Origin of the sequence: Planococcus sp. MB-3u-03 (assembly GCF_002833405.1) — a bacterium.
Lineage (GTDB): Bacteria > Bacillota > Bacilli > Bacillales_A > Planococcaceae > Planococcus.
In genome coordinates this window covers 579,954-593,295 of sequence record NZ_CP025135.1, presented here as the reverse complement: position 1 = coordinate 593,295, position 13,342 = coordinate 579,954, and the positions used below count along the sequence as shown (strand labels likewise).

Below are 13,342 nucleotides of genomic sequence, written 5' to 3'. Positions count from 1 at the left end.
CATTTCCTCCCCTACCACCTAAATGAAATTAATTTTTGCCGTATCTTCTGACGCGGAGGAGTGCCTGCTCGGCATGCCCTGCGAAATTCTCAAGTTGGCATAAGCGCGCGGCATATTCCCCAATATAGGCGCTCGCTTCCGGTGTCGTCACTTTCTGGTAGGTGACGGTCTTGATGAACTTCCCGACCCACAATCCGCCGGTATAGCGAGCGGCGCCTTTTGTCGGCAAGGTATGGTTCGTGCCGATGACTTTGTCGCCGTATGCCACATTCGTTTCCGGTCCGAGGAACAAGCAGCCGTAATTGGTCATGTGCTCTAGGAAGTAGTCCGGATCTTCCGTCAGGATCTCGACGTGCTCAAATGCCAGACGGTCTGCTTCGATGCGCGCTTCTTCAATCGAATCAACGAGCAAAATCTGTCCGTAATCTTCCCATGACACGCGAGCGACGTCCGCTGTCGGCAAGGTCTCCAATTGACGTTCGATTTCTTTGACGGTTTCATTCGCTAGTTCTTCGGAAGTCGTGATCAATGCGCCTGGTGAAGTCGGCCCGTGTTCGCCTTGTCCGAGAATGTCCGTTGCGACCATTTCCGCATCTGCCGTGTGATCGGCAACGACTAAAGTTTCCGTCGGCCCTGCGAACAAGTCGATGCCGACGCGGCCGTAAAGTTGGCGCTTCGCTTCTGCGACGAAGGCATTGCCCGGCCCGACGATCATATCGACCGCCTCAATCGTTTCAGTGCCGATCGCCATCGCACCCATTGCCTGAATGCCACCAAGCAGGTAAATTTCATCCGCTCCAGCAAGGGACATTGCCGCAATCGTTGCATATGGAATTTCCCCATTGATCGGCGGGGTGCACGCGATGACGCGTTTGACGCCAGCGACTTTTGCGGTCAAGACGCTCATATGGGCGGAAGCGACCATCGGGTAGCGGCCTCCGGGGATGTAGCAGCCGACGCTGTTGACCGGGATATTTTTATGCCCCAAAATAACGCCGGGAATCTGTTCCACTTCGATATCATTCAAGGAATCCAACTGTGCTTCCGCGAACGCTTTGATGTTCTTCTGTGCGAATTTAATGTCTTCGATGACGCTGCCCGGAACTTTGGAAACGATTTCATTGATTTCCGCATCAGACAAACGGAACGATTCAGGCGCCCATTTATCAAATTTCTCGGACAGTTCACGAACCGCCGCATCCCCGCGCGTTTCCACATCTTTTAAAGCCTCTGCAACGATCTGTGAAACTTTCGAATCGTTTGCGCTCACTTCTTCTGCTGATTTACCTGCTTTCAATACTTTGACCATTATGAAAACCTCCATCTTCTTTTTCTTGCATACGTATTCAAAATAGAATAAAGCGCTTTCTTGAATACGTATGCAAATATGTTGTTAAGAACAAGAATATTTTAATTATTTCAGAAAGTCAACCACTGATTAAGTGGTTTTCCTTTCCACAAAGCTTCCTTCTACTTCGACAGCCCGCGCCTGGCCTGTGTATTCGCCGATTTCCCCCAGCAAATAATTTACCGTTTCATCGACCATCTTTTCGATCGGCTGCTCCCACGTCGTCAGTTCGTACGCCGGCCAAGAAGCCATTTCAATATTGTCAAACCCGATCACTTTCACCTGTTCCGGAATCTTGACGCCCTGCTTGCGGAAAGCATCCACGACGCCGAGTGCCATAATATCGTTCGCCGCAAAAACGGCAGACGGGACTTTTCCTTCCGACAGGATTTTCTGCGCAGTTTCGTAACCTCCATTATACGTAAAATCCGAATTGTATTTTTTGTATTCGATGCCTTTCTTCCCCAGCACTTCCGCAAATCCCTGTTCGCGCTCTCGGCTCGTCGAGGTGTCTTCGTTCCCGGAAATATACACCATCGGCCCCGTTCCGTTTTCTGCCAGGTACTCTGCGATTTGCCGGCTGGCGTTCAAATTATTGCAGCACACCGAATGGAAATGGCTGCTCGTCAGTTTACGATTGAAAAAGACCAGCGGGATATGGTTTGCTTGAAATGCTTCTGCGACGTTCATCGACATCGACGCATCGGTGATGATGACACCTGCCACATTGTAATTGAGCAAAGTCTCGATGTCTTCGCTTTGAATTTCGTCATTATTTGTATGGACGAATAAGACGCTGTATCCCTGCTTTTTGAATGAAGTCGTAAATTGCTTAAGGACTTGTGGATAAAAGGGATTTTGGACGCCTTTCATGACAAGCCCGATGATTTTCGAACTGTTGGTGATCAGGCTTCTGGCGTATTCATTCGGCCGGTAGCCAAGTTCTTCGGCTGCAGCCAACACTTTTTGGCGCGTTTTTTCTGTAACTTTCGCTCCGTCGAAAAACACTCTGGACACAGAAGACTGCGAGACCCCTGCGAGCTTTGCGACATCCTTGGCATTGACAGTCGATTTCATACAAATTCATCCTTTTCCGTTGATCTGCTTGGCTTTCAGATTACACTATCCCTCGCGATTTTGCATCTGTTTGCTGGGAAATGAATATTTGGGGGATGGAAAATGATAGCAAAACAAGTAATTGAAAAAGCTTCCGCTTTTCGACTGCGTTGCAGGTGGATGCTTGAGGCTCGCAGGATGCGAGTCATGCAGCTGATGCGACAGGACGTCGCGCTTTCAGCTGCCCGTGGATGGGCAGGAATCGAGCCTCCTCTTCGCGCAAAGTACGCGCTCATGCGGGGTCTCTCAAACCCGCTGATCCCTCAGGCGTCACCACCTTCCACTCCGTCTCTAGTTTTAGAAGGAAAGGGAATTTCTTCTGTCCACTAGTTAAAAAATGTGAAATTGCGTCATGTTTTGTCGCGTAAGTCATTTTTGGTGTAGAGAGACTAATTAGTTCTGATTCGCCAATTAGAATCTCGACTTAAGCGTCAGTTTACCAGACCCTATGTCTCGGGAAGCGATTCCCCCACTAGACGGCAACTTGTTACAGAAGCAGATCCAGCAAATCACACTTCTCTCAGTGAAATCTCTCAGCCGCCCGGCGCCAAGGGTGAGCCGACGCAGTAAGACAGGCGTTCTTCCTGGCTTATTGCCAAAGGCCAACCCAAAGCACGGCGGCGGCTATTCCGATGACACTTTAATTGAATACCGGAACAATTCCACTGTTAAACTCTCACTATCTACTCAAAGATTGTCTCAAAAAGCGGCTTCTCCATTATTCTCATCTACACACCACCGAAAAAGCAGGAAGCGATTCCCCCTCCACCCGACGAAAAGTATAAATGCACAAACAGATGCGGCAATTTTCATCGCAATGAAATCATTAAGCTGCCTAGCGCCAAGGGTGAAGCGAAGCAGTAAGACAAGTGCCCTTCTTGGCTTACTGCGAAAGCTCAACCCCAAGCAAGGCAGCGACGACCAAGTTGACGAAGCATCCAAGCATCTCAATTCCACAAAAACCGCACCTGCTTGGATGCAGCTTCGCTATTCTTGCTCCACACTTTTCTGAATACATCCCAGCTGCCGTCTTGCCGTTTAGTGAGGAGCACGTCAGGGTCTTCGTTGCTTCTGTAAATTTCAGCGTCTTCAGCGAGGAAGTTGGAAGATAAATCAGCGCTCGGCATGACTTCTGGTGCTGTCGACTGGGTGACGGCACCAAGCCTTGTCGACTCGGTGTATTCACCGCCGTCCAGTTCGCCTTCCCACAAGTACTCTTCGCCTTCAACGATTAAAATGCCGGCATAGGACCCGGTCTCTTCGCCATTGCTGAACGTCTGTTCGCTGCATGCCCCGAGCAACAGCAGAGCGGCGATCAAGGCCATCGCTTTCCAAAACAGATTCATTCGCATGCCCCTCCTTTCGTCTCGTTTATTCGACGTTTGATGAGCGCCTCTGTTTCACACCAGAACCCTATCAGCCATATTTTTTCTGGTGTTCTTTTTTGCGGCGCAAATAATCTTCGTCTTCGCGGATCTCGTCCCAGCGTTTTTTGAAGATCGCAGCGGACTCGGCTTTTTCTTCGTCAATCTCGCGGTCCTTGATCGAGCCGTCTTCGTTGTATTTGCGGCCGCCTTTGTAATTCGTGTAACGCCTGGCGCGGGTGTAGCCCATTTGGATGAATTTGCGGGCCATGTCCATGCCGACAAAATCATCCTGTTTGCGGTATTCTTCGAACAGCTCGGAAATTTTGTCGCACGATTCCTGGGCGATGTCCGGCGTCTTGAATCGCCAATGGGGCAGGATTTCACTTTTATACGGTTCCACCATCAACACGCCTTGCTCGCCTTTGCCGACGCGGTACAGTTCGGGGTTTTTCCGCAAGTCCAAATTCTTATAGTCCAAATCGTAATCGAATGCCATGCTGCACCCTCCTTTTGCAGAAACTATACCCTGTCGCGCTGCTTGAAAAACGGCATGAAAAAACCGCCTCAGTGGGCGGCAGTTCATTACGCATGTTCAATGGTCTTTTTCGAGAAAGCGTGGATATCGGTGATGACGTCTTTTAAGACATCAATCGATTTCAATGGGTCGCCGATGAAATCCATGCCGTGGTTGACGTCTTTTAGGACGTGCGAATCCAACTCCTTATTGGCTTGGAGTTCTTCCATCCGGCCGCGGTCGTAATAATGGTCTTTGTCGCCGATAAAACTCAGCGCCGGATTCGGGTGTTGCTGCATCGCCTGGAAGACGTCCTCGTGCTTGATGAGCGGCGTCAGCCAGACGGTTTTCGCGCCTTTGAATTTCTTGCGCTCGAGTTCGTTGGCAAGCGCGATCGTTCCGAGCGATTTGGCGACGAGGAAGAATTTTTCATAGAGGCTGCCTTTCAATACTTGGTCAATCACTTGCTTGACGTCGTGTTTCACCGCTTCGTCGATTTCCGCCATCGTGTACTCGTCGTATAAAGGATTCGTGTAGTCGTAATTAATGCGCAGGATGTCGTATTCCTGTTCCGCCAGCAGCCGCTCCGTGTAATGAAATAGCGGGCTTTTCGCTGTATAGCCGATGCCCGGCAGGAAAATCGCGAGTTTTCTCGTTTGGTCTTGGTTCAGGACGAGGCTGTAGTTGATTGCTTGGCCTTTATCCGTTGTGATGGTTCGGTTGATCGTTTTCATTGTTTCCACTCCTTTCCTATATTATAAAGTTTTTCATGTTAATTGCATGTAAATTTTTCAAAGAATTCGAAAACTTCATGATGGCTCTTTTTTCTACTCTGTTATAATATCCATATCATGAAAGTTGGAGGCGGGTCTCATGTGGAAAGGCATTCGATGGACTGCGTTTTCGGTCCTATTGGCCATCAGCATCCTATTTGCCGTCAAAGGCGTCCAAGTGTGGCTGATGCGCCATGCCACAGAACCGGTCGCGATCCATTTTTATATCTTTGAAATTGGCGAAGCGGTGCTGCCGGGCAATCTGGTGTCCTATGCCGTGGCATTTTTCGTCGCGGCGTTCATTACCGCAGTCGCGGCATTCGCCTTTATCGCGAAGCGGTTATTCGGATTTTAATTTGAGCGGGAAAGAGGGATTTTGATGCATACAGAAAAAGACAAAATGCTCGCTGGTGCGCTTTACCGGGCGGACGATCCGGTACTCGTGCGCGAGCGCGTCAATGCGAAACGGCTATTGCGCTTATTTAATAAATCGATGGAAACCGACAGCCAGGAGCGCAAGCGTTTCATGAGCCAATTGCTCGGCTCGAGCGGCGACCATTTGTATATCGAGCCGAACTTCCGCTGTGATTACGGCTATAATATCCATGTCGGGCATAACTTCTTTGCCAATTTCGACTGTGTCTTCCTCGATGTTTGCGACATCCGCATCGGCGATAATTGCCTGGTCGGGCCTGGCGTCCACATTTATACGGCGACCCATCCGCTCGATATCGAACAGCGGCTGAGCGGTGTCGAATTCGGCAAAGCGGTACGCATCGGCAATAATGTGTGGATCGGCGGGCGCGCTGTCATCAATCCGGGCGTCACGATCGGCGACAATGCCGTCATCGCATCCGGCGCGGTCGTCGTCAAAGACGTGCCGGCGAACACCGTCGTCGGCGGCAATCCGGCAGTCGTCATCAAGATCATCGAAAGCTAATCTGAAGACCATAAGAAAGGGAAGCAAATCCAATCGATTTGCTTCCCTTTTTCATGACTCCATTGTTTGGCCGTTCCGTACCGATTGCTCATGCTTTAATAGCCATTCTTTGCGCGTCAGGCTGCCGGCGTATCCCGTCAATTTGCCGTTCGACCCGATGATGCGGTGGCACGGGATGATGATGCTGATCTTGTTTTTGCTATTGGCATTTCCCACTGCCCGGACGGATTTCTCGTTGCCGACAGCTGTCGCGATATCGCGGTAGGAAGCCGTTTCTCCGTAAGGGATGTCCGGCAGCGCCGCCCATACTTTTTGCTGGAATTCGGTTCCGGAAGAAATGCAGGGAACGGTGAATTCCGTTCGTTGCCCTTTGAAATATTCGTCCAGTTCCTGTAAAGCGTCTTTCAGCACTTGCGGTGTGTCCGGTTGCACCGCATGCAACGGCTGCTCGCGTTCGCTGAAATAAAGCGACACGATGGCTTGTTCGGTACCGGTGATTTCGACGACGCCAATCGGCGATGGATAATCCACTTGATGCAGTTCATTCATAATAATACCCTCCATAAGTAAAATGTCGCGTACGCTTGCCAGCCTGCCCAGTTTTCCGCCAAATTCTCAATCTCGGCAATGCTCGGCTTTTGCTCCAGCCCCAATTGATGCTTCAAGGCATTGTGCAATCCGACATCCGATATCGGAAATGCAGAAGTGAAGCGCAGGCATTTCATCATGACGTAGTGCGCGGACCACGGCCCCACCCCTCTGATCGCCACCAATTGTTTTTCTACTTGCTGCTCTGTTTTTTCGAGCAGTTCGTCTTTTGCGAGACGCCCGTCAGTGATTTGCTCGGCGATGTGGATGATGTATTCCGCTTTTCTCCCCGAAAATTGCAGCGTTCTTAATTGTTCCACTTCCAGCGATGCGATTCTTTCAGCGGATGGAAAGGCCCAATATTCGACTCCGTCCACTGTATGCGAAGTGCCGAAGTGTTCGATCAAGCGCCGTTTTAACGTATAGGCGAAAGTTAAATTGATCTGCTGGCCGGTGATGGCCCAAACGAACGCTTCAAATAAATCGGGCATGCCCATTATCCGGAGTCCCGCGTGCCTCTCCACGACTTCCCGGAGGACCGGGTCGCTTGCCGCCATCGCATAAAACGGCTGCAGGTCAGTTCCCAAGTCGAACCACTCCTTCACATACCGGACGACTGCTTGTCTCCCTTGTTCAGACGGTGAATGATGCGGAAATTCGATATGCAAGGCACTGCCGGAATGACTCAAATCGAATATGACCATTTCATCTTCAATCGCCAACAGCTTCGTGAGGCGCTCATCCTGAATTGTGTTAAGCAACTCTTGATCAGAACGCCCGAGAATGGCCAGGCATTCCGTGAAATTAAAATCTGCTGGCGTGGGAATTTTTAGCCGCTGTGTTTCCGTTTCGCTATCCATTCCGTCCCGCTCCTTTCTCTTTCCGGTATTGGCCCGGCGATTGCTGTTTCAAATCCCGGAACACTTTATAGAAATGAGACGTGCTTTGAAAGCCAGTCTCGAGGCAAATCTCCAAATTCGTTTTGTCGGTGTTCGCAAGTAAATATGCCGCTTTATCGATGCGGATTTTTTCCAAATAACAACGCGGCGTTTCGTCCATTTCCTGCTTGAACAACCGGTCTACATATGACGGGCTCATGCCGACATGGGCGGCCACTTCTTCCAAGCCGATTTTTTGCTGGTAGTGGTCCATTAAAAAAGCGATGACTTGCTGTGTAAATTCCACATAAGGCGATTGTTCGATTTCAGGCTGGCATCTTTTGCATGCCCGAAATCCGCGAGTCTCCGCTTCTTCAATGGAAAAACAGAATTCCACGTTGCGCTTTTTCAGCTTGCGCGATCGGCAGGACGGGCGGCAATAGATTTTCGTCGTTTTCACGCACGTGAAAAACAAGCCGTCGTATTTCCGGTCGCAATCCAGGATCTTCTCCCACATCTCATCGAACGTGAACTTCGCTTCCATTTCCATAGCCGCCGCCTCCCCTCTTTTCTCTATCTTATCTCTTCTCATTTTATCATTACAGTTTCCAGCATTCGTCCTCGTTTTTGCACTTATGGTCTGAAGCCGGGAGATTCGATCTGCTGTTAATTGCCGAAAAGCATATTGACACCTTCTGACACGTTCGGATATTATTGAGTTAACTTATTTTATAAATTAGTTAACTCAATAACGAAGGGACGTTTTCACATGGCACACTCAAACAAAAAATTGCGGATGATGATCGTGACAGCTTTGTTCGCCGCCATTATCGGCATACTCGCTCAAGTCACCATTCCTTTGCCGCTCGTGCCGATTACCGGGCAGACTTTGGCAATTGGGCTTGCCGCCACGATTTTGGGCGCACGCTATGGCACATTGTCCATCTTGGTGTATCTCGCAATCGGCGCTGCCGGAATCCCGGTATTCGCCCAAATGTCAGGAGGCTTGGGCAGTTTGTTCGGGCCGACGGGCGGCTATTTATTCGGGTTCATCCCGACCGCTTTCGTCATCGGCTATTATCTCGAGAAGATGGGCTTTACGCTTATGAACGCTATCATCGCCAACATCCTCGGCATGTTTGTCGCACTCGGCTTTGGAACAGTTTGGCTGAAGGTCTTTGCGGAACTTTCCTGGACCGGCGCCTTTATGGGCGGGTTCGCGCCGTTCATTCTCGTCGGCGTCATCAAGGCCGTGCTCGCTGCATGGATCGGCATATCGGTGCGAAGCCGATTGGCATCGGCGAAGCTATTGCACGGTTTGGAAGCACGGAATCATTCTTCACTATAATTAAATTACAACTTTCAAAGAGATGAACCGGTAACGGTCCATCTCTTTTTGAATTAGCCAATTTCCGTTTAAGTTGGGGTACATCCTGGGTATGCATTGGAAGTATAAGTAAAAACGACAGCAACAAACAACCCGAGGAGGAATTTAGAATGGCAAACGAAAAAATACTAATCACAGGTGCTGGCACCGGATTCGGCAAAAATATTGCGTTCAGCTTGGCGGAAAAAGGCAAATCCGTCATCGCGGGTGTTGAAATCATTTCACAGGTTTCTGCTTTGGAACAGGAAGCGAAAGAGCGCGGCGTATCGATGCAAATCGAAAAATTGGACGTCACGAACCCGAAAGACCGCGAAAAAGCATGGGGCTGGGACATTGATGTCTTGGTAAACAATGCGGCAGTATCTGAAGGCGGATCGCTCGTCGACATCCCGGAAGAAAACCTGCGCCACCAATTCGAGGTCAATGTATTCGGCCCGGTATTATTGACGAAAGGCTTTGCGCGTCAAATGGTGGAAAGAAAATCCGGCCGCATCGTCTTCGTCTCTTCTGTATCCGGCTTGATGGCAGACCCGTTGATGGGGCCTTATTGCGGCACGAAACATGCGACTGAAGCTTTCGCAGATTCCTTGAGCAAAGAGCTGCAGGAGTTCAATGTGGAAGTAGCGACGATCAACCCAGGGCCATATTTGACAGGCTTTAATGACCGCGAGTTCGAAACGTGGAAAACTGGCAGTCTGATTTGGAAAACACAGTCTTCGACTACGAGAAAGCCGCTTTCCTTACGAGCAATTCGATCCGAAAGAAGTCACCGAACCGTCGGTAAAAGTGATTCTTGGCGAGACGAATCAATACCGCAACGTCATTCCGGAAAAATGATTCCACAAGTGAAAGAACGCATGGAAGCCATGTGGAGCAAAACGACTACTGAAGGACTGGGCGAGCGCGACGAAACCGTCCAGAAATCGTACGAGATTGAACCAGGCACTCCAGCTGAATAATATGTGAATGTGAAAAGCCCAGAGACATGATCTCTGGGCTTTTTCTAACTAAATTTTTACTAATCAAGTTCTGACCCACTTCCAGATTTCTCCTGGTGTCGCATTTTTCCGTACATCAGGATGCCGATCTTGAAGATCTTGCCGGCGAGTTTCATGAAGACCCACACGCTGATGGCCAAAATCGCAGTGGCGATTATGATTTCCACCCACGGCCATTGTTCCAGCAACGACAAGCGCATAATAAGGACACCGGGTGCGGTGAACGGAATATAGCTTCCGATTTGTGCCCAAATGCCGCTTGGATCGCTGAAGACCGGGCCAATGAACAGAAATGGGCTGAACGGGAGCATCATGACCATTCCTGGAAATTCCCTGCAGTCGAGATGTCGGCCATCGTTGCGCCAATTCCGACAAATAATGCTGCATACAATAGGTAGCCGAGAATGGCGATGAGCAATAGCACCAGCAATTCAGGGACAAACAAATACTCGACGATTGGAACATCGACTCGCCAAATGAGCACTGGTAGCGCAATCAACACATAGACCACCACTTGGATGATGCCGAGTACGAAATAGCCAATGATTTTACCCTGCATCAGCTCTGCCGGCGTCAATGATGACAGGATAATTTCTGCTATTTTGTCTTTCTTCTCCTGCGAAGCACTTTGGAATATCGCCATGCCTGTGAAGACGATCGACAACATAACGACCGCCGCAAATGCACCAGGCACGACGCGCTCGAGCATCGCCTCACTGAACAAGCCAGCTTGTTCCGGTTCATTCGATGCGTCTTCAAAGACGATGCCTTGTGCGACTGTCCCTGCTTCTTCCGCCGTCAGGCCGAGCTGCTCGATTTGCACCATTTGCAATGGCCCGCCGAGCTGCTGGACTTCATCCATGAAGGCGTCACTGGTTTCGTCGTTCGTATAGACAGGCACCGTGCCGCTTTCGACCGATTGTTCGCCGATGAAAATATAGGCAGCGTCCGTGCCTTCTTCAAGTGCCTCCTCGGCTTCCTGTGGGGTACTGTTAGTCAGTTCCATGTTCCATTCGGTGTTCGCTGCAGCTGCTTCCAATTGTTCGTAGACACCGAGTTGGTCGTTGACATAAACCGTCGTCGTTGCCGGTTCATCGTCTGAACTGAACAATTCAGGCAGTAATAAGAATGCCAGGAAAATGAGCGGAGTCAGAAACAGGCCGATGATAAACGATTTGCTTTTCAGGTTGCGTTTGATTTCCCATTTCGCGACTTTCTTCGTGTTATGCATGCAACTCACCCGCTTCCTTCAATAGGTTTTTGTCCGTGGCGATGTCGATGAAGATTTCATGGAGGGAAATCCGATCGATGGACAGTTCCTGGACGTCGAGTTGTTCCGGCAGATTTCTCAACCAAATCGCGGGTTGCACACGTTTCGACAAGTACAGCACCGCCGCTTCCTCGCTATGTTCGATCCGTTCCACTTCCGGTAAGCTTTCCAACACTTGATGGCTATTGCTTCCATGGATGGTGCATTTAAAATTGGCGTATTCCTTTTTCACTTCACTTAAGCTTCCCGAGATGACTTTGGTTCCGCGATGGATCAAGAATAAGCGGTCCGCCATTTCCTCGACGAGATTCATCTGGTGCGAAGACAATAAGATCGCCGTGCCGTTTTTGGCCAACGAGCGAATTTCATCTTTGAATAACTCCTGGCTGACCGGGTCGAGCCCTGAAAACGGTTCATCCAAAATGAGCAGTTCCGGCTCGTGGAGAATGGAGGCGATAAATTGCACTTTCTGCCCCATCCCTTTCGATAATTCCTCGACCGACACATTGTCCTTGCCCTCCAAGCCGAATTTCTTCAAATATTCCAGCGCACGTTCTTTGGCGCGGTTCAACGGATAATCCTTCAACTCTGCCAGGTACAGCAGGATATCCATCACTTTGACGTTTTTGTACAAGCCCCGCTCTTCCGGCAAATAGCCGATTTTATTGCGGGGGATCTCGTTATTTGTACTATTGCGGAACGTGATGGCCCCTTCATCCGGATACATGATGCCCATGATATTGCGGATTGTCGTCGATTTACCTGCCCCGTTCGGCCCGAGCAGCGCCATGATTTCCCCTTGTTTCACTTCAAACGAGATATTTGAGATGATTTGCTTGTCTTTGAAGGATTTCCCCAATCTTTCTACGGTGAGCATCGTTTCCATTCCCCTCATCCTCTCTTTTTGGTTCATGCTAATAACAGGCTAATAATTTCTTCCAGTTCCAACGCTTTGTCGTCTACAATCCCGATCCCGTGTTCCGCACAGTATTTTTCTGTGCCATCTAAATTATCAGATACAAGTTGCCGGCCCGAGCGCGACCGTTCTCCAGGCACCACGTCAGCAGGCATTTCCGTCAGCCAGTAGCGGCGAAATCCACTGACGAGCTGGTCTTTTTCGTAATGGCCGATTGCCTGCCCATCTTTCATCAAAAACAAATAGTCCGCCAGCTTGCGGAGGCTTTCGGGCTGATGGGTTGTCAAAATGATCGCCCGGTCTTCCCGTTCCATCCAGTCGACCAATAAATCCATCACCAAATTCTTAGAAGGAATGTCCAAGGAAGCGGTCGGTTCGTCCAGAATAAGAATATCCGTATGGCGCGGCAAGGCCAGCGACAAACTTAACTTTTGCTGCATGCCCGGTGATAGTTTGCCGAAGCGCTTGTCCAGCGGGATGTCCAAGAGATGTATCATATGTTCAAAAAGAACGTCATCCCATTTCGCATAGAGCGGTGCAATCAATTTTTTCAAGTCATTGCCTGTATAAGCATTCCAGCCAACGGAAGCTTGCGGCAGGAAAGTGACATGCCTTTTCCAACTTTCGTCTTCCCCACCCACCGGTTTACCGAAAACTTGGATGTCGCCTCCATCCATATTGGCAAGATTCATAATTAACTTCAGCAAGGAGCTTTTGCCCGAACCGTTATTCCCTACAAGTGCGGTGATCGTGCCAGGTTCAATAGCCAGACTGACCGGGCCGAGCCGGAAGTCCTCGATTTGCTTGTTGACTTGCGTTAATTCAATCCATGGAATCATCCGTTATTTCCCCTCCTTCAGCTTGCTCAATGTCTCTTCAAAAACGCGCTTGATGTCATCGGCTGTATAGTCATAATCCATCGCGTTGCGGATGGCCTGTTCAAATTCCTTTTCAACCGAAGCCGTCATCACTTGCTGCTTGGTCGTATGTTGTATTTCTGCGACAAAGGTCCCTTTTCCGTGAAGTGTCTGGATAAAGCCTTGCGCTTCCAGATCCTGATAAGCGCGGCGTATCGTGATGACGCTGATTTCCAAGTCTTTCGATAATGCACGGATTGATGGAAGCGGCGAACCCGCAAGCAAATGTCCTCCTGCAATCAAGGCTTTTAGCTGCTTTTCTATTTGGTGATAAATCGGTTCACGAGAATCTTTGGATAAACGTATCGGCAGCACAAGCAAGCCCTCCTC

Annotated in this window: 17 protein-coding genes; 4 read left to right on the top strand and 13 right to left on the bottom strand. The window is 49.7% G+C overall.

What is annotated here, in order from left to right; genetic code table 11:
- Nucleotides 1–28: 28 nt before the first annotated feature.
- From hisD to CW734_RS04280, 5 genes are all read right to left on the bottom strand, one after another.
- Nucleotides 29–1,309 carry a histidinol dehydrogenase gene (hisD, locus tag CW734_RS04305; protein ID WP_101189572.1) on the bottom strand — a complete coding sequence of 427 codons (1,281 nt, stop codon included), beginning with the start codon at nt 1,307–1,309 and terminating at the stop codon, nt 29–31.
- Nucleotides 1,310–1,438: 129 nt separating this feature from the next.
- The gene (locus CW734_RS04300) at nt 1,439–2,425 is read right to left on the bottom strand and encodes a LacI family DNA-binding transcriptional regulator (protein ID WP_101189571.1); all 987 of its coding nucleotides are present in this window, start codon (nt 2,423–2,425) and stop codon (nt 1,439–1,441) included.
- Between the two features lie 986 nt (nt 2,426–3,411).
- Nucleotides 3,412–3,810, bottom strand: coding sequence for a hypothetical protein (locus tag CW734_RS04290; protein WP_101189569.1), 399 nt, complete (start codon nt 3,808–3,810; stop codon nt 3,412–3,414).
- A 70-nt stretch (nt 3,811–3,880) separates the two neighbouring features.
- Nucleotides 3,881–4,327, bottom strand: a complete 447-nt coding sequence (locus CW734_RS04285; RefSeq protein ID WP_101189568.1) for a DUF4385 domain-containing protein — start codon at nt 4,325–4,327, stop codon at nt 3,881–3,883.
- 86 nt (nt 4,328–4,413) lie between these two features.
- A complete protein-coding gene (locus CW734_RS04280) occupies nt 4,414–5,079 on the bottom strand; it encodes an alpha/beta family hydrolase (RefSeq protein WP_101189567.1) in 666 nt (221 codons plus the stop codon).
- Between the two features lie 139 nt (nt 5,080–5,218).
- Here CW734_RS04280 and CW734_RS04275 point away from each other — a divergent pair, with 139 nt between their 5' ends.
- Together CW734_RS04275 and CW734_RS04270 are read left to right on the top strand one after the other, a co-directional pair.
- On the top strand, nt 5,219–5,473 hold the full coding sequence (locus CW734_RS04275) for a hypothetical protein (protein WP_101189566.1): 255 nt from the start codon (nt 5,219–5,221) through the stop codon (nt 5,471–5,473).
- Nucleotides 5,474–5,497: 24 nt separating this feature from the next.
- A complete protein-coding gene (locus CW734_RS04270; RefSeq protein WP_101189565.1) occupies nt 5,498–6,058 on the top strand; it encodes a maltose acetyltransferase domain-containing protein in 561 nt (186 codons plus the stop codon).
- A 51-nt stretch (nt 6,059–6,109) separates the two neighbouring features.
- On the opposite strand, the gene CW734_RS04265 is transcribed toward CW734_RS04270, so the two are convergent.
- Genes CW734_RS04265 through CW734_RS04255 form a run of 3 tightly spaced genes read right to left on the bottom strand, consistent with a single transcriptional unit; the run spans nt 6,110 to nt 8,074 of the window.
- Nucleotides 6,110–6,607, bottom strand: a complete 498-nt coding sequence (locus CW734_RS04265; protein ID WP_101189564.1) for a methylated-DNA--[protein]-cysteine S-methyltransferase — start codon at nt 6,605–6,607, stop codon at nt 6,110–6,112.
- On the bottom strand, nt 6,604–7,506 hold the full coding sequence (locus tag CW734_RS04260; RefSeq protein ID WP_101189563.1) for a DNA-3-methyladenine glycosylase family protein: 903 nt from the start codon (nt 7,504–7,506) through the stop codon (nt 6,604–6,606). Before CW734_RS04260 ends, CW734_RS04265 begins: the two co-directional genes overlap by 4 nt.
- Nucleotides 7,499–8,074 (bottom strand): bifunctional transcriptional activator/DNA repair enzyme AdaA, encoded by a 576-nt coding sequence (locus CW734_RS04255; protein ID WP_232787150.1) that lies wholly within the window; start codon nt 8,072–8,074, stop codon nt 7,499–7,501. Before CW734_RS04255 ends, CW734_RS04260 begins: the two co-directional genes overlap by 8 nt.
- A 219-nt stretch (nt 8,075–8,293) precedes the next feature.
- Here CW734_RS04255 and CW734_RS04250 point away from each other — a divergent pair, with 219 nt between their 5' ends.
- Entirely contained in the window at nt 8,294–8,872 is a 579-nt protein-coding gene (locus tag CW734_RS04250) for a biotin transporter BioY (protein WP_101189562.1), read from the top strand.
- Nucleotides 8,873–9,021: 149 nt separating this feature from the next.
- Nucleotides 9,022–9,870, top strand: coding sequence for an SDR family oxidoreductase (locus CW734_RS04245; RefSeq protein WP_198551100.1), 849 nt, complete (start codon nt 9,022–9,024; stop codon nt 9,868–9,870).
- Nucleotides 9,871–9,929: 59 nt separating this feature from the next.
- On the opposite strand, the gene CW734_RS19560 is transcribed toward CW734_RS04245, so the two are convergent.
- From CW734_RS19560 to CW734_RS04225, 5 genes are read right to left on the bottom strand one after another with little or no spacing between them, the layout of a single operon-like run.
- Nucleotides 9,930–10,229 (bottom strand): ABC transporter permease, encoded by a 300-nt coding sequence (locus CW734_RS19560; RefSeq protein ID WP_332871014.1) that lies wholly within the window; start codon nt 10,227–10,229, stop codon nt 9,930–9,932.
- The gene (locus CW734_RS04240) at nt 10,220–11,140 is read right to left on the bottom strand and encodes an ABC transporter permease (RefSeq protein WP_332871013.1); all 921 of its coding nucleotides are present in this window, start codon (nt 11,138–11,140) and stop codon (nt 10,220–10,222) included. Before CW734_RS04240 ends, CW734_RS19560 begins: the two co-directional genes overlap by 10 nt.
- A complete protein-coding gene (locus CW734_RS04235; protein WP_101189561.1) occupies nt 11,133–12,065 on the bottom strand; it encodes an ABC transporter ATP-binding protein in 933 nt (310 codons plus the stop codon). Before CW734_RS04235 ends, CW734_RS04240 begins: the two co-directional genes overlap by 8 nt.
- Before the next feature lie 23 nt (nt 12,066–12,088).
- The gene (locus CW734_RS04230; RefSeq protein WP_101189560.1) at nt 12,089–12,934 is read right to left on the bottom strand and encodes an ATP-binding cassette domain-containing protein; all 846 of its coding nucleotides are present in this window, start codon (nt 12,932–12,934) and stop codon (nt 12,089–12,091) included.
- A 3-nt stretch (nt 12,935–12,937) separates the two neighbouring features.
- Entirely contained in the window at nt 12,938–13,327 is a 390-nt protein-coding gene (locus CW734_RS04225; RefSeq protein ID WP_308302143.1) for a GntR family transcriptional regulator, read from the bottom strand.
- Between the last annotated feature and the right edge of the window lie 15 nt (nt 13,328–13,342).

What these genes read in the sequence shown, in the direction of transcription:
- hisD (WP_101189572.1), bottom strand. Translation starts at nt 1,309, where the DNA reads ATGGTCAAAGTATTGAAAGCAGGTAAATCAGCAGAAGAAGTGAGCGCA.
- CW734_RS04300 (WP_101189571.1), bottom strand. Translation starts at nt 2,425, where the DNA reads ATGAAATCGACTGTCAATGCCAAGGATGTCGCAAAGCTCGCAGGGGTC.
- CW734_RS04290 (WP_101189569.1), bottom strand. Translation starts at nt 3,810, where the DNA reads ATGAATCTGTTTTGGAAAGCGATGGCCTTGATCGCCGCTCTGCTGTTG.
- CW734_RS04285 (WP_101189568.1), bottom strand. Translation starts at nt 4,327, where the DNA reads ATGGCATTCGATTACGATTTGGACTATAAGAATTTGGACTTGCGGAAA.
- CW734_RS04280 (WP_101189567.1), bottom strand. Translation starts at nt 5,079, where the DNA reads ATGAAAACGATCAACCGAACCATCACAACGGATAAAGGCCAAGCAATC.
- CW734_RS04275 (WP_101189566.1), top strand. Translation starts at nt 5,219, where the DNA reads ATGTGGAAAGGCATTCGATGGACTGCGTTTTCGGTCCTATTGGCCATC.
- CW734_RS04270 (WP_101189565.1), top strand. Translation starts at nt 5,498, where the DNA reads ATGCATACAGAAAAAGACAAAATGCTCGCTGGTGCGCTTTACCGGGCG.
- CW734_RS04265 (WP_101189564.1), bottom strand. Translation starts at nt 6,607, where the DNA reads ATGAATGAACTGCATCAAGTGGATTATCCATCGCCGATTGGCGTCGTC.
- CW734_RS04260 (WP_101189563.1), bottom strand. Translation starts at nt 7,506, where the DNA reads ATGGATAGCGAAACGGAAACACAGCGGCTAAAAATTCCCACGCCAGCA.
- CW734_RS04255 (WP_232787150.1), bottom strand. Translation starts at nt 8,074, where the DNA reads ATGGAAATGGAAGCGAAGTTCACGTTCGATGAGATGTGGGAGAAGATC.
- CW734_RS04250 (WP_101189562.1), top strand. Translation starts at nt 8,294, where the DNA reads ATGGCACACTCAAACAAAAAATTGCGGATGATGATCGTGACAGCTTTG.
- CW734_RS04245 (WP_198551100.1), top strand. Translation starts at nt 9,022, where the DNA reads ATGGCAAACGAAAAAATACTAATCACAGGTGCTGGCACCGGATTCGGC.
- CW734_RS19560 (WP_332871014.1), bottom strand. Translation starts at nt 10,229, where the DNA reads ATGGTCATGATGCTCCCGTTCAGCCCATTTCTGTTCATTGGCCCGGTC.
- CW734_RS04240 (WP_332871013.1), bottom strand. Translation starts at nt 11,140, where the DNA reads ATGCATAACACGAAGAAAGTCGCGAAATGGGAAATCAAACGCAACCTG.
- CW734_RS04235 (WP_101189561.1), bottom strand. Translation starts at nt 12,065, where the DNA reads ATGGAAACGATGCTCACCGTAGAAAGATTGGGGAAATCCTTCAAAGAC.
- CW734_RS04230 (WP_101189560.1), bottom strand. Translation starts at nt 12,934, where the DNA reads ATGATTCCATGGATTGAATTAACGCAAGTCAACAAGCAAATCGAGGAC.